13 protein-coding genes and 4 tRNA genes are annotated in these 13,991 nt (G+C 42.3%); 14 read left to right on the forward strand and 3 right to left on the reverse strand.

From position 1 onward, the window contains the following. Positions 1 to 141 precede the first annotated feature (141 nt). Positions 142 to 1,356: a CynX/NimT family MFS transporter gene (locus LC033_RS05570; RefSeq protein ID WP_226567265.1), complete on the reverse strand. Its 1,215-nt coding sequence runs from the start codon at positions 1,354 to 1,356 to the stop codon at positions 142 to 144. Positions 1,357 to 1,378: 22 nt separating this feature from the next. Beyond that, complete coding sequence (locus tag LC033_RS05575) at positions 1,379 to 1,525, reverse strand: YycC family protein (RefSeq protein ID WP_226567266.1); 147 nt, start codon at positions 1,523 to 1,525, stop codon at positions 1,379 to 1,381. 1,095 nt (positions 1,526 to 2,620) lie between these two features. On the opposite strand from LC033_RS05575, the gene LC033_RS05580 reads away from it, so the two are divergent. The 5 genes from LC033_RS05580 to LC033_RS05600 all read left to right on the forward strand — a co-directional run bounded on the left by LC033_RS05580 (position 2,621) and on the right by LC033_RS05600 (position 6,969). Then, entirely contained in the window at positions 2,621 to 2,839 is a 219-nt protein-coding gene (locus LC033_RS05580) for a hypothetical protein (protein WP_226567267.1), read from the forward strand. 142 nt (positions 2,840 to 2,981) lie between these two features. After that, positions 2,982 to 4,346, forward strand: coding sequence for a replicative DNA helicase (gene dnaB / locus LC033_RS05585; protein ID WP_226567268.1), 1,365 nt, complete (start codon positions 2,982 to 2,984; stop codon positions 4,344 to 4,346). Between the two features lie 114 nt (positions 4,347 to 4,460). Continuing rightward, entirely contained in the window at positions 4,461 to 4,874 is a 414-nt protein-coding gene (locus LC033_RS05590) for a VOC family protein (RefSeq protein WP_226567269.1), read from the forward strand. A gap of 415 nt (positions 4,875 to 5,289) precedes the next feature. Then, positions 5,290 to 6,585: an adenylosuccinate synthase gene (locus tag LC033_RS05595; RefSeq protein WP_226567270.1), complete on the forward strand. Its 1,296-nt coding sequence runs from the start codon at positions 5,290 to 5,292 to the stop codon at positions 6,583 to 6,585. A 123-nt stretch (positions 6,586 to 6,708) separates the two neighbouring features. Continuing rightward, on the forward strand, positions 6,709 to 6,969 hold the full coding sequence (locus LC033_RS05600; RefSeq protein ID WP_226567271.1) for a hypothetical protein: 261 nt from the start codon (positions 6,709 to 6,711) through the stop codon (positions 6,967 to 6,969). Between the two features lie 172 nt (positions 6,970 to 7,141). Here the strand turns inward: LC033_RS05600 and LC033_RS05605 are convergent, their stop codons facing one another. Next, positions 7,142 to 7,309 carry a hypothetical protein gene (locus LC033_RS05605; RefSeq protein WP_226567272.1) on the reverse strand — a complete coding sequence of 56 codons (168 nt, stop codon included), beginning with the start codon at positions 7,307 to 7,309 and terminating at the stop codon, positions 7,142 to 7,144. Between the two features lie 327 nt (positions 7,310 to 7,636). On the opposite strand from LC033_RS05605, the gene LC033_RS05610 reads away from it, so the two are divergent. From LC033_RS05610 to yycJ, 9 genes are all read left to right on the forward strand, one after another. Next, positions 7,637 to 7,712, forward strand: a tRNA-Lys gene (locus tag LC033_RS05610). A gap of 6 nt (positions 7,713 to 7,718) precedes the next feature. After that, a tRNA-Glu gene (locus tag LC033_RS05615) sits at positions 7,719 to 7,790 on the forward strand. An 81-nt stretch (positions 7,791 to 7,871) separates the two neighbouring features. After that, positions 7,872 to 7,948 (forward strand) — tRNA-Asp (locus LC033_RS05620). 27 nt (positions 7,949 to 7,975) lie between these two features. After that, positions 7,976 to 8,048 (forward strand) — tRNA-Phe (locus LC033_RS05625). Positions 8,049 to 8,394: 346 nt separating this feature from the next. Then, positions 8,395 to 9,102: a response regulator YycF gene (gene yycF / locus LC033_RS05630; protein ID WP_226567273.1), complete on the forward strand. Its 708-nt coding sequence runs from the start codon at positions 8,395 to 8,397 to the stop codon at positions 9,100 to 9,102. A 7-nt stretch (positions 9,103 to 9,109) separates the two neighbouring features. After that, on the forward strand, positions 9,110 to 10,948 hold the full coding sequence (gene walK / locus LC033_RS05635) for a cell wall metabolism sensor histidine kinase WalK (protein WP_226567274.1): 1,839 nt from the start codon (positions 9,110 to 9,112) through the stop codon (positions 10,946 to 10,948). After that, positions 10,938 to 12,317, forward strand: coding sequence for a two-component system activity regulator YycH (gene yycH, locus LC033_RS05640; protein ID WP_226567275.1), 1,380 nt, complete (start codon positions 10,938 to 10,940; stop codon positions 12,315 to 12,317). Before walK ends, yycH begins: the two co-directional genes overlap by 11 nt. After that, positions 12,304 to 13,170 carry a two-component system regulatory protein YycI gene (locus tag LC033_RS05645; RefSeq protein WP_226567276.1) on the forward strand — a complete coding sequence of 289 codons (867 nt, stop codon included), beginning with the start codon at positions 12,304 to 12,306 and terminating at the stop codon, positions 13,168 to 13,170. Before yycH ends, LC033_RS05645 begins: the two co-directional genes overlap by 14 nt. Positions 13,171 to 13,176: 6 nt before the next feature. Next, positions 13,177 to 13,971, forward strand: a complete 795-nt coding sequence (yycJ, locus tag LC033_RS05650; RefSeq protein WP_226567277.1) for an exodeoxyribonuclease YycJ — start codon at positions 13,177 to 13,179, stop codon at positions 13,969 to 13,971. Positions 13,972 to 13,991 lie beyond the last annotated feature (20 nt).

Here is a 13,991-nt window from a genome sequence, read left to right on the forward strand (position 1 = left end):
GGATAACTCACTCTTGTCCCCATAGAAAAAACACCTCCATGTTTTATTTCGGATCACAACGGTCCGTTTTCAAACTTGAAGGTGTTTTTTATTTGTCTCATCTTAGGGGGTCAGTCCCCACGAGGAGGCGGGTTCTTTTTTTTAAGATGGATCTGAAATATAGACGCTGCGCCCGGCGCGCATGCCAGATAAAAACATGAATAATAAAATGATGATAAAGATGAAAATCGATGGCGTCCATGTATGTGTGAGATCAAAGAGAACACCGATCATGAACGGACCAACAGCGGCTAATAAATAACCAAGGGACTGGGCCATCCCAGAAAGGGCAGTTGCTTGTTCCATATGTGTTGTCCGCAATCCGATGAATGTGAGAGCAAGACTGATGCTGGCCCCTTGTCCAATGCCGATTAATAAAACAGAGAAGACGAGAATAGGTGTAGACCCTCCAAGGAGGAGACCGATCATACCCAGCAAGTATACAAGAACAAGGCCCCCTACAAGCGGTCTTTGTGTTTTTAATTTTTCTGCTAAAACTGGCGTTAAAAAGGTGGATGGAAGACCAGCGAATTGCATAATAGACAGCATCCACCCAGCCGTGGATAGGTTCATGCCATGTGATGTCAAAATATCAGGGAACCATGCGATACTGCTGTAGAAAAGAAATGACTGCAAGCCCATAAACAAGGTCACCTGCCATGCGACACGTGAACGCCAAATTGGCTGCTCTGTGAGCGAAATGCTTTTGACTGCCACTGTGTTCTGATGAAGAAGCTGCGGAGCCCAGACCATCATGGCAGCAAGCGCAAGCGCACCCCATACAAGGAATGACGTATTCCAGCCGCCAGGCATGGCATGACTTAGCGGAACACTGACACCTGATGCAAGTGCAGCAAAGACGGACATCGAAGTCGTATACACGCTTGTCATCAATCCAGCATGTGCCGGAAATTTATGTTTCACGAGTCCTGGTAAAAGCACATTACAAATCGCAATCCCGACGCCGACTAGCGCCGTTCCGATCATTAAAAAGGTGATGGTTCCAAATGAGCGAATGACAATCCCAAATAGAAGGACAGCCAGTCCAAGCCAAAGGGTTCGTTCATTGCCATGGCGTTTTCCTATTTTAGGTGCAATAGGAGAAAGCAATGCGAATGAGAGCAGCGGCAAGGTAGTGAGAAAACCCGCAAGTCCATTTGAAAGCTGCAAATCGGAACGAATGACACCGATCACAGGGCCAACGGACGTAATGGCAGGCCGCAGGTTAAAGGCAATAAGTAAAATCCCAGCAATCAGCAAAATGGTTTGCCCTGTACTGCGGGGATGTCTGTTTGATGGTTCTAGTTGTTGTTCCATGAATGTAAACTCCTTTATTTCTTTAAGAAGACCGATCTTTCTTCTGTTCAAGCTCCGCTAATTCAGCTAATAAGATATGCTGCGGCATATGCATGATTTGCTCAATCGGTACATTGAGTGATGCAGCAAGTTTTAGTGCGGTATCGGCTGAGATTTGTAAAGGTCTCATGCGCAAATCCCTCCTCTTTCAATCTATACGTTCCAATATATCATATCCTCTTCACGTCATGCAGATAAAAAATGACCAATATATCAACATATGGATATTTAGATTTCGATTTTGTAAAATCACTTTATTGCTGATAAGAATTTCTTTGAAATTCAAAATGATCCGGAGATAGTTTTATATTTTTAAAAAGGGTAGGACGCATCAATAAGGTGTAAATAGCAAGTACGAATAATTGGAAATCGTTGCTCTATATAAGGCTTTACAGTCTTTTCTAATATGTATGGGTGGAGAAATACTTTCTTTTGTCTCCAATGGATGCGAGGCTTGTAAGAGTGAAATCATAATGCCTAAGTGGATGATAGGGTGCTTCTGTCTGATAAATTCCCAAAATGATGGCAGGTACGACTCCTGTTACTTCAACTTCTTGACTGTAGACGAAGTGTTTCGACCATTGGGACAAAAAGTGAATTTCCATCAAGCACGGACATGACTGGAAAATCAGCCGAAGGAGGAGTAGTATTCCGTTTAAATATAACAAGTCTGTATGTAAGTTCCAGTTGCCCCGTCCCAGGTATAAAAAAGGACGGCTTTCTCCGAAAAGAGAATCCTGAGTCCCCATTCCTTCAAGAAGTTTGGACATATCTAAAAATCTTCTTCCTCAAATTGACCCCATTATGATGATAAAAGCAGCTTGCGGATATTGGATGAGTGTAGAGATAATGAGTCAAATATTCATTAAGTTGTATAATTGATGATATAATTCAAATATTCAGTAAATAAAGGACTAACTCACTAACAAATGATGGAAATAAGGAGTACCGGACCATGTCAATCAAAAAGAGGAGAAACATCAAAAGACCTTGACCGACTTGTAATATTTACCGTTTTTCTGTTTTATTGAGAGAATAAATATAGGTTCTTTTCAAAGTGATGAAAAATAAGTCTTTAGGCCTGTTTTTTAGGAAACAAGAAGGGAAGTTCGTGAAAAGCCGGTGACAAAATTTCACAACTTATTAAAAGAAAATGCGTATATTCATATACATTAGGAAGCACTTCACTTTTCAGGAAGTCAAGATCGAAGGGAATGTAGGCAGAATGAACACCACGTTAGGAAAGCTGAAACTAAAACTGCTTGAAAATCAGCTCAAACTGAAAAATACGTTTACAGTGGAGGAATATTATGAAATGAAGCAATCATTACATGACATACGTATGTCATTTGCAGTCTATGAAGAATGGGATTTGTACCAGAGAACTACCGATATGATCACCGTTCTTCTCTTTCAACACGCCCTCCAGCAAAACGACCACTAACACTAATTCTTTTCAAAAAACATACTGTTCAACGAAACATCAACAGGTAATTTTGACTATAGTCGATGTTTTTCACTTTTTTATTGGTGAAAATGTTAAAATGATGAGTAGCGTATTTTTTTATGAAAGGACGGTGCTTGGCATGACGGAACTTCTCGATGACCGGCTGCCGCCGCAAAATATAGAAGCCGAGCAGGCCGTATTAGGTGCTGTTTTTTTAGAGCCATCTGCGCTAACGCTCGCTTCTGAAGTATTAATTCCAGAGGATTTCTATAGAATGTCGCATCAAAAGATTTACAATGCGATGCTTGTACTTGGTGATAGAGGGGAACCGGTCGATCTTGTCACGGTGACATCAGAACTTGCCAATACAGACTTACTAGAAGAGATAGGCGGGATTTCGTATTTAACGGATATTGCGAACTCTGTTCCAACTGCTGCGAACATTGAATACTATGCGAAAATTGTAGAAGAAAAATCAATTTTAAGACGCCTGATCCGTACAGCGACAACCATTGCACAGGATGGGTATACGCGTGAGGATGAAGTAGAAGATCTATTGAGTGATGCTGAAAAAACCATTATGGAAGTGGCTCAGCGTAAAAACTCAGGCGCCTTCCAAAACATTAAAGACATTCTTGTTCAGACATACGATAATATTGAACAGCTTCATAACCGAAAAGGTGATATCACAGGGATTCCAACGGGTTTCTCTGAGCTTGACCGGATGACAGCTGGATTCCAGCGAAATGACTTGATTATTGTAGCGGCTCGTCCATCAGTAGGGAAAACAGCCTTTGCATTGAACATTGCACAAAATGTTGCGACTAAGACAGATGAAAGTGTCGCCATCTTTAGTTTAGAGATGGGCGCTGAGCAGCTTGTCATGCGTATGCTTTGTGCAGAGGGGAATATCAATGCACAAAACCTAAGAACCGGTAATCTGACGGAAGAGGATTGGAGTAAGCTGACAATGGCGATGGGCTCGTTATCAAATAGTGGGATTTTCATTGACGATACACCTGGGATCAGAGTGAGTGAAATTCGCTCGAAATGCCGCCGGTTGAAGCAAGAAAACGGTCTTGGCATGATTCTGATTGACTACTTGCAGCTTATCCAAGGGAGCGGGCGATCAAGCGATAACCGTCAGCAAGAGGTATCTGAAATTTCTAGGGCTTTAAAGTCACTAGCAAGAGAACTTGAAGTTCCGGTCATTGCCCTATCACAGCTTTCTCGTGGGGTAGAGCAGCGTCAGGACAAACGTCCGATGATGTCTGATATACGGGAATCAGGCAGTATTGAGCAGGATGCCGATATTGTGGCATTCCTTTATCGTGATGATTACTACGACAAAGAATCAGAGAATAAGAACATTATTGAAATCATTATTGCGAAACAGCGTAACGGTCCAGTTGGTACGGTATCACTGGCGTTCGTCAAAGAATATAATAAATTCGTCAACTTGGAAAGAAGATTTGACCATGCGGGAGTTCCGCCCGGTGCTTAAAGCACAATTTTTGATCCATCTACATCGAAAGAATGACTGAAAAACAGTCGAAATGAGGAGGAGTGGGAGAAAAAGAGAGCGTATACTAAAGGGAGAGAAAAGGAGTGATGACTGATGAAGTTTCAACAATTCGAAGCCGCTCAATTACGCATCGCACGTCCGACCGTCAAAATGAAAGAGGTTGTTTCTTTTTATGAAGAAGGTTTAGGGCTGAAACGAATAGGCTCATTTGATCAGCATGAAGGGTATGATGGGGTCATGCTTGGGCTTCCTCACCAGCATGTTCATCTGGAAATCACCAAACATGAAGAAGACAAAAGCTTGCCTGTTCCCCACCCAGAGCAGCTGCTTGTATTCTATATTCCGGATGAAGAGGAATTTCAGCAGATGAAAAAGAGACTGATCGCATTTGGCGGACGGCATGTCACCTCTACGAACCCGTACTGGGATCGAGGAGGCGTGACGATTGAAGATCCAGATGGATATCGAGTGGTGCTCATGAATACAGAAGGAATTACACCTGATTAAGAAAGACTCCCTTCTCGTGGGAGTCCTTTTTGTTATGATCGAGGCGTGACACGGAGCTTCAGCTCTGAAAAGAGGAAGAGAGCTTAATATTCATCAGACGGCCAGTGCTTTTTTTGAAGAAAGCTTTACCTTGGGGCTAGAAGAAGTCACAGGTTCACCACTAGATCCACAACACGTTCCTCTGATTGAAAATCACTGAACAAACGGAAATGAGAAAAACAGTAATTTTGATCGAAATCTTCTTGTTTAAGCGTAGAATGAGCAATTAAAGCGCTTTTCCTCACATGTAAAACGAACAAAATTTGATTTCGAGATATTAATGTTCGGATTTCACGTTGACTTTTTCGTTTTGCATTGATAAAATAAATGTGTTTGAAAGAGATAACGTTTTGAAAGGTTAACGGAGGTGCAAGATATGTCTTCAGTAGTCGTAGTAGGTACGCAGTGGGGTGACGAAGGGAAAGGGAAAATTACCGATTTCCTTTCAGAAAATGCAGAGGTGATTGCCCGTTATCAAGGGGGAAACAATGCAGGTCACACGATCAAATTTGATGGAGTGACTTACAAGCTACACCTCATTCCGTCCGGTATTTTTTATCAAGAGAAAACTTGTGTCATCGGTAATGGAATGGTAATTGATCCTAAAGCGTTGGTCACTGAGCTTGCGTATCTTCACGAACGGAATGTGAGTACAGATAACCTCAGAATCAGCAATAGAGCCCATGTGATTCTGCCTTATCATTTAAAATTGGATGAGGTAGAAGAAGAGCGGAAAGGGGCTAATAAGATCGGTACGACGAAAAAAGGAATCGGACCAGCTTATATGGACAAAGCAGCTAGAGTCGGAATTCGGGTCTCAGATCTATTAGATCGTGAAGTATTTGAAGAGAAGCTTGCACGTAACTTAGAAGAGAAAAATCGTCTTTTTGAAAAAATGTACGACACAGAAGGCTTTAAAATTGAAGATATTTTAGACGAGTATTATGAATATGGTCAGCAAGTGAAAAAATATGTCGTCGACACATCTGTTGTATTGAACGATGCACTAGATGAAGGCCGCCGTGTTCTATTTGAAGGGGCGCAAGGCGTTATGCTTGATATCGACCAAGGGACTTATCCATTTGTGACATCATCTAACCCAGTGGCTGGAGGAGTGACGATTGGTTCTGGCGTAGGACCTACGAAAATTCAACATGTGGTCGGCGTGTCAAAAGCTTACACAACTCGTGTTGGAGACGGTCCATTCCCGACAGAGCTTTATGATGAAATTGGTGATCAAATCCGTGAAGTTGGCCGTGAATACGGTACGACAACTGGTCGCCCTCGCCGTGTTGGCTGGTTTGACAGTGTTGTTGTCCGTCATGCTCGCCGGGTGAGCGGTATTACAGATTTATCTTTGAACTCAATTGATGTTTTGACAGGTATCGAGACATTGAAAATCTGTGTCGCTTATAAATTGAACGGAGAAATCACAGAAGAATTCCCAGCAAGTCTAAATGAATTAGCGAAATGTGAGCCTGTCTACGAAGAAATGCCAGGATGGACAGAGGATATTACAGGCGTGAAGAATTTAAGTGAGCTGCCTGCAAATGCCCGCCATTATTTAGAGCGTATTTCACAATTAACAGGAATTCCACTTTCCATTTTCTCAGTTGGACCAGACCGTTCACAAACGAACGTTGTCCGCAGCGTGTACCGAACAGCATTGTAGTCTGATCAGACACCAGTAAAATCATACATTTTACTGGTGTTTTTTTGTTTAAATATTTCTAAAGAACAGACTTCCTGCCATTCCCAATATGATAACTGTATAAAGGGAAGGAGCATTCAAAGGATGGTGAGAGTGGGTGTATTTTATGCAAATGAGCGTGAACGATCTCTGCGGGAAACATTGTTCCGAATCGTTTTGTGGATTGATCTACCGCTCAATGCACTGATCTTCGTACCAAACGAATTAGTAGAATTTGCGGTGGCTATGCTTTTTCTTAGACGAATTAAACGTGAGGAAAATCAAAAGGAGCGTTGGTCATTCCTGATGTACCTAACAGCGCACGCTACCCGTAGGCCGTTGTCCAATTATCTGGTTCAAGATTAGTAGATGGTTCAGTTACCTATTATTTTTGATGGGAATGGGACAGTCAATTTCTATCAAGTGCCACTAAGATGGGACACGAAGAAAGAGGTGCTTGAGCAAGAAACAAACAACAAACAACATCATCCATCAACCGAAAGTGATCACGATAAAAGCTGAGAACAGGTGAAGAAACTCATTGGCTTGCTGCACTAGCCCAATAATCATGCTTAAGTGAGAAAGGAGTGGTCCAATTGTTTTTTAGAAAATGCCAGCTTTGATGTTCCTCTAAAATCAATGTGTACGCCCTGTACGTTGGCAGTGAGAAATTGGGCATTTGATCTCCTAATTGAAATGAACTCATGCTACTTCTTCCTTTTTCAATAACAATGTCACTTGTTTTATGTATAACCATTTTTGGATAGTCTAAAACGTTTCTATGTGCTTAAAGACGCAGTGATCATTGAAATTGAGGGGTTGTAGAAACTGATGGTTTGATAGGATAAATCAAATCTGACACTTTTTAAAAAAAATGTCGAAAAACGTATTGCCATATGTAATTAGTCTATGATATTATAAATCTCGTTGTTGCAAAGGTCTCTGAAACTTGTTAGCATGCGATGTTCCAGCTTTATGAAAGCTATTGGTTTGACGCAATACAGCTTCTTCAGATTCACTTTTCACAAACCGAGAGCCATTAGCTCAGTTGGTAGAGCATCTGACTTTTAATCAGAGGGTCGAAGGTTCAAGTCCTTCATGGCTCACCATGTTTTGGCCCGTTGGTCAAGCGGTTAAGACACCGCCCTTTCACGGCGGTAACACGGGTTCGAATCCCGTACGGGTCATTGATTTACTTTAGCGTTAAGCTAATTTTTCCTCACTTGCTTGAAAGAGCACCACGATTGCTTTTTCGGGCAAGTTACTGAGGTCCGGTAGTTCAGTTGGTTAGAATGCCTGCCTGTCACGCAGGAGGTCGCGGGTTCGAGTCCCGTCCGGACCGCCATTTATACATATTCATCATATTGATGATGGCTCGGTAGCTCAGTTGGTAGAGCAACGGACTGAAAATCCGTGTGTCGGCGGTTCGATTCCGTCCCGAGCCACTTCCAAACGCATCTGCAATCGCAGGTGCGTTTTTATTATGAAATGAAGGCATAAAAAGGGAGAAGCCGGACCTAGGTAGGGCCCGGCTCCATAAGAAGAAGACGTTACATGTATATAGACGTTTGGTGATTGGAAAAGTTTCGATAAAAAAAGAAAAAGTCATTATTTTTTGAACATCGCTCTTCCTATCCAACGTTTACTAGAAAGAAAAGCCTTTATTATTTTTATCTTTGCCGCTTAAAACGTTATAATAGACAGTGAGCCTTTTTTCCTCAAACCAAAAAGGACTGATAAGAGATGCAAAATGGAATGACATAGATACTAAAAATGCAGGAGGGAATCACAATGGAAAAAAAGATTCTTGTCGTAGATGATGAAAAACCAATTGCTGATATTTTGGAATTTAACTTAAGAAAAGAGGGCTATGAGGTTCATTGTGCGTATGACGGAAATGAAGCCCTTGATATGGTAGAAGAAATGAAGCCAGACATCATTTTACTCGACATCATGCTGCCGAACAAAGATGGCGTTGAAGTTTGCCGTGAAGTGAGAAAGAAATATGACATGCCCATTATCATGCTGACAGCGAAAGACTCTGAAATTGATAAGGTCATTGGTCTTGAGCTTGGAGCGGATGATTATGTGACGAAACCATTCAGCACGCGCGAGCTGCTTGCTCGTGTGAAAGCAAATTTGAGAAGACAGACCGCTACTCCACAGACGGAGGAAGAATCTGAATCAAATGATATTGAAATTGGATCACTTGTCATCTATCCAGATGCGTATGTCGTGTCTAAACGTGACGAAACGATTGAATTGACGCACCGAGAGTTCGAATTGCTTCATTACTTAGCGAAGCATATTGGACAAGTTATGACACGAGAGCATTTACTACAAACTGTATGGGGCTACGATTACTTTGGAGATGTCCGTACAGTAGACGTCACAGTCCGCCGTCTTCGTGAGAAAATTGAAGACAACCCTAGCCACCCGAGCTGGATCGTGACCAGACGAGGCGTCGGCTACTATTTAAGAAACCCAGAGCAGGACTAAGATTCTTATGAGTAAAGTAGGTTTTTTTCGCTCGATTCACTTCAAATTGACCTTAATCTACGTGCTGCTGATCATTGTCGCCATGCAGATCATTGGTGTGTACTTTGTGAAGCAGTTAGAGCAGTCCTTAATTAATTCATATGATAATTCCTTGAATCAGCGAATCTACTCGTTATCGTATTACCTAGAACAAGATTCATCGAAGAGCAAGGCAGAATTAAAAGAGGATGCCCAAAAGATTTTAAATGATTTTAACAACAAAGATGAGTCTAATGAAATTTCTGAAGTCAGCTATATTGACGAAAGCAGAGAGGTCATTGCCTCTGTGAATAATGGAAGTCAAGAGATTGCCGGAAAGAAAATCACAGATCAAATTATTAGCCGTATTTTCGCCGTGGGCAAAGACTATGAGAAAAAATTCTATGATCCAGAATCGAATAAACGGGTGCGTATTTCAGCGACAGCCGTGAAAAATGAGAACCAAGAAACCGTCGGTGTCATTTATGTGGTGTCTTCTATGGAAAGTGTTTTTAACCAAATGCGTACCATTAATACGATTTTGGCAACGGGAACGCTGCTTGCCCTCGGGATAACGGCTCTACTTGGTATCTTCATCTTCAGAACGATTACACATCCAATTTCGGATATGAGAAAGCAAGCAATCGAGCTGGCAAAAGGGAATTTTTCCAGAAAGGTCCGAAAGTATGGACATGACGAAATTGGTCAGCTTGCGACGACGTTTAACCATCTGACCAGAGAGCTGGAGGAAGCTCAGCTGATGACAGAGGGTGAGCGGAAAAAACTTTCTTCTGTCATTGCGTATATGACAGATGGTGTCATTGCAACGAATCAAAACGGTGCCATTATACTATTAAACAGCCCAGCATTAGAGCTTCTGAATGTTTCACGTGAAACAGCATTAGAGATGCCGATTACGTCCTTACTTGGCTTAGAGGAAACCCATACATTTGAGGATTTAGTCGAAAATCAAGACTCCATGCTGCTTGAAATTGAACGGGAAGCTCGGCTGTCTGTTTTACGTGTTAATTTCTCAGTCATTCAGAAAGAGCTTGGGAAGATTGATGGCTTAATCGCGGTCATTTATGATGTGACAGAGCAGGAGAAAATTGATGCTGAACGTCGTGAATTCGTAGCGAACGTATCTCATGAGCTGCGGACACCGTTAACCACGATGAGAAGCTACCTTGAAGCATTGGCAGAGGGTGCGCTTGGTGATAAAGAGCTTGCGCCAAGGTTCCTCGGTGTGACGCAAAATGAAACAGAGCGCATGATCAGACTTGTAAATGATCTGCTGCAGCTATCTAAGTTTGACAGCAAGGATTATCAATTTAATCGTGAGTGGACGAACTTTATCAGATTTATCTCGTTGGTCATTGATCGTTTTGAAATGACAAAGGAGCAGCATGTCGATTTTATCCGCAATCTGCCGCAGCGTGAAGTGTATGTTGAAATTGATCAAGATAAAATCACACAGGTGCTCGATAATATCATTTCCAATGCCATGAAATACTCACCAGAGGGTGGACACATTACGTTCACAGTGGAGTTGGATGAGGGCAAAGGTCTTGTGGTATTCAGCGTCAAAGATGAGGGAATCGGTATTCCGAAGAAGGATATGGATAAAATCTTTGAACGCTTTTATCGAGTGGATAAAGCGAGAACGAGAAAGCTTGGCGGAACCGGCCTAGGTCTTGCGATTGCAAAAGAGATGGTTCAGGCTCATGGCGGAGATATTTGGGCTGACAGCATTGAAGGAAAAGGAACAACGGTGACCTTTTCCCTTCCGTACAATGAAGAACAAGAGGATGATTGGGATGAAGCGTGAGACCTTTAAAACCATAATATTGACAATCCTAATTGCGATTAGTCTTGTGTTTACTTGGAATATTTGGATGTTCCAGCCCGTCATGCAGGATGAGGCGGATGCCGGCACAAAGGTTGTGGAATCGAAGAAAATTTCAAGCGACGAGCCTCGAAGCCTCATTGATGTCGTGAAGCCGCGTGAAATGTTCATCCATTCAAATGGTGAGCATTTTAAAGTGGATCAAAAGGAACTCTTTCAAAACTTTTGGAATGATGTGAGCCTTTGGGATGTCAAAGAGATTACGGATGTGTCGGATCAATATTCTGAGCTCAGATTTAAGAACTTCTTCTATGGACGTGGAGGACAAGGAAAGACTTTGGATCTTGTATTCAATGATCCGATTCCGATTGATATTTTCCAAGTGCTGTTTAAATGGCCGAATAGATCCATTGAATACAACTCGTTTGATCGGATGATTGTGCCGTTCGTCCAGCAGGATCAGGCCAATAAGAAAGTCTATTTGGTCTCATACAGCAAGGAAACGGTGCTTGAGCTGACCATTGAGTCGGCCAACTATCGTAATCTGATGAATAGCATCGCAGCCGCTCAAAAAGAGATGCCGCGCTATGATTTATATACATTCTCGACGAATTCTAAACGAGATTTCCTTCTGCCGCGAAAGAAAAAGCAGCTTGAAGCGAAAATGTTCTTTATCGAAACGATCAAGACAAGCATATTCAAGGACGCTTTGTTTACAGACCCAGGTCTTGTCGGTGAGGAGTCTAATTTAAATCGGACGGTGTATACAGATGGGACAAGTCGTCTTGAGGCCAATCAAAAAGATCACCGAATCCAATATCAGCACCGCAATATCAATTCCAGTACCGTCTTCCAAACGGGAGATTTGATCAAGCGAAGTGTGAAGTATTTCAATGATACGGGAAGCTTTACAGATGACTATCAATACACTGGCATCAATAGCAATCAGCAGCTGTCCTTTAATATGTTTATGGATGGTCTGCCGATCGTCAACAGCACAAAGCACCCATTTGGTATGACTTCTCTTGAAGTACAATGGGCGAATGATGACATCTTGAATTACAAGCGTCCAAACTACATTCTTGGCAACAAAGCAAGTCAAAGTGAACAGGTCAAGTTGATGAATGGGACAGAGCTGAAGGACTTGATCATCAAGCAGACGAAATATGATGATCTGGAGAAAATTGAACAGATTTTCCCTGCCTATCAAGCGACGTCAACGGCATCAGATCAAGATGAAGCGATGTTTGTCTGGCTAGAGCCAGTCTGGTGCATGAAATATAATGGCAAAACCGTGATTTTATCGAATGATCTGTTGGCAGAGGGGAGCGAGAATAATGGAGTGGAATAAGACCAAAACGATCTTTATCCTAGCCTTTCTCGTTCTCGATATCTTTCTTGGTTTTCAATACTTTGAAAAACGATCGACCGATCATTTCGCGATTATCGAAAAAACAGATACGCTGGAAGAAATGAAGGAAGATGGGATCAAATATGGCAATCTATCAGATGAAGCGAAGATTGGCTACCGTATTACAGCTGAAAAGAAACAATATACAAAAAAGGATGTCGACGGATTAGCTGATCAAAAGGCGAAAAGCACATTCCCACCAAAAACAGACAAGGATAATCCTGTCACTTTGCTTGAAATGACCTTCAATAAACCAGTCGCACTGCCGAAAAAGGATACGAAAACAGCAGCGACAAACCTTGTGAACCAGCGTTTGCTGGATGGGAAGAATTATAAGCTGTGGAGTATGGATGAAGAGACTGGTAAAATCGTCTTTTTCCAAACGTACAAAGGGAAGTACATCTTCCAAGAAGGCTTGGATGACACTGAAACCATCGGGAAAATCACATTAAATTTGAACGATCAAAACGAGGTCGTATCGTATCAGCAGTCGATGGTGACGTCGATTAATGAAGTGAGAAAAGAAACCCTTGTCCCAGCGCTTGAAACCGTCAAGGACTTATATACGCAAAATATGCTGAGCCCATACACGACTGTGAAAAAGGTTGAGCTTGGCTACTATACGCAATACCCAGGTGCAAGCACTCAAGTCATGGTTCCTGTATGGCGGGTGGAGCTTGCAGGCGTAGTAGCTGGTTCAAAGAAAAAGACTGAGGAAGAATTTTTGATCAATGCCATCGATGGCTCAACACTTGATCATATAGAGAAAGATGACAAATCTTCAATGGAGTGAGAGAACATGAGCTTGCAGTTCAGTGTACTAGCGAGCGGAAGTACGGGGAACGCTTTTTATTTAGAAACAGACGAGTATGCCTTTTTGGTGGATGCTGGCCTAAGTGGCAAACAGATGGTCGAGCTGTTTGGTCAAATCGACCGCAAGCCTGAAGACTTGGACGGAATTTTTGTGACACACGAGCACTCAGATCATATTAAGGGGCTCGGTGTCATGGCAAGAAAGTACAATCTTCCTGTCTATGCAAATGCGAAAACGTGGAAGGCGATGGAGTCGCATATTGGGAAGGTTGATACTGAACAGAAATTCCACTTTGATATGGAGACAGTTCAATCCTTTGGCGGTCTTGATGTCGAGTCCTTTGGCGTGTCACATGATGCGGCAGAGCCTATGTTTTACGTGTTCCATTATGGAGGGCGAAAGCTAGCCCTCCTGACGGATACAGGCTATGTGAGTGATCGCATGAAAGGGATTATCAAATCAGCAAATATGTTTGTATTTGAGAGCAATCATGATGTCGGCATGCTCCAAATGGGCCGATACCCATGGAGTATTAAGCGCAGAATCCTGAGCGACGTTGGACATGTATCGAATGAAGATGCCGCTCTTGCCATGACAGATGTGATTGGTGATGCCACCTCACGCATTTATTTGGCTCACCTGAGTCAAGACAACAACATGAAGGATTTAGCCCGTATGGCGGTTCAACAGACACTTGAAATGAAGGGTTTTGTTGTGGGGGACGGATTTGATTTATATGATACGGACCCGAGAAAAGCAACCCCGCTTTGTGCCGTATGATTTTTACAATTATATGATTA

Source organism: Bacillus stratosphericus (assembly GCF_020524495.1).
GTDB classification, from domain to species: Bacteria; Bacillota; Bacilli; order Bacillales; family Bacillaceae; genus Bacillus; species Bacillus stratosphericus_B.

Excerpts from the sequence above, each read along its gene's own strand:
- LC033_RS05590 (WP_226567269.1), top strand. The coding sequence starts at position 4,461 with ATGAAGTTTCAACAATTCGAAGCCGCTCAATTACGCATCGCACGTCCG.
- yycH (WP_226567275.1), top strand. The coding sequence starts at position 10,938 with ATGAAGCGTGAGACCTTTAAAACCATAATATTGACAATCCTAATTGCG.
- dnaB (WP_226567268.1), top strand. The coding sequence starts at position 2,982 with ATGACGGAACTTCTCGATGACCGGCTGCCGCCGCAAAATATAGAAGCC.
- LC033_RS05580 (WP_226567267.1), top strand. The coding sequence starts at position 2,621 with ATGAACACCACGTTAGGAAAGCTGAAACTAAAACTGCTTGAAAATCAG.
- yycJ (WP_226567277.1), top strand. The coding sequence starts at position 13,177 with ATGAGCTTGCAGTTCAGTGTACTAGCGAGCGGAAGTACGGGGAACGCT.
- LC033_RS05645 (WP_226567276.1), top strand. The coding sequence starts at position 12,304 with ATGGAGTGGAATAAGACCAAAACGATCTTTATCCTAGCCTTTCTCGTT.
- LC033_RS05570 (WP_226567265.1), bottom strand. The coding sequence starts at position 1,356 with ATGGAACAACAACTAGAACCATCAAACAGACATCCCCGCAGTACAGGG.
- LC033_RS05605 (WP_226567272.1), bottom strand. The coding sequence starts at position 7,309 with ATGAGTTCATTTCAATTAGGAGATCAAATGCCCAATTTCTCACTGCCA.
- walK (WP_226567274.1), top strand. The coding sequence starts at position 9,110 with ATGAGTAAAGTAGGTTTTTTTCGCTCGATTCACTTCAAATTGACCTTA.
- LC033_RS05595 (WP_226567270.1), top strand. The coding sequence starts at position 5,290 with ATGTCTTCAGTAGTCGTAGTAGGTACGCAGTGGGGTGACGAAGGGAAA.
- LC033_RS05600 (WP_226567271.1), top strand. The coding sequence starts at position 6,709 with ATGGTGAGAGTGGGTGTATTTTATGCAAATGAGCGTGAACGATCTCTG.
- yycF (WP_226567273.1), top strand. The coding sequence starts at position 8,395 with ATGGAAAAAAAGATTCTTGTCGTAGATGATGAAAAACCAATTGCTGAT.
- LC033_RS05575 (WP_226567266.1), bottom strand. The coding sequence starts at position 1,525 with ATGAGACCTTTACAAATCTCAGCCGATACCGCACTAAAACTTGCTGCA.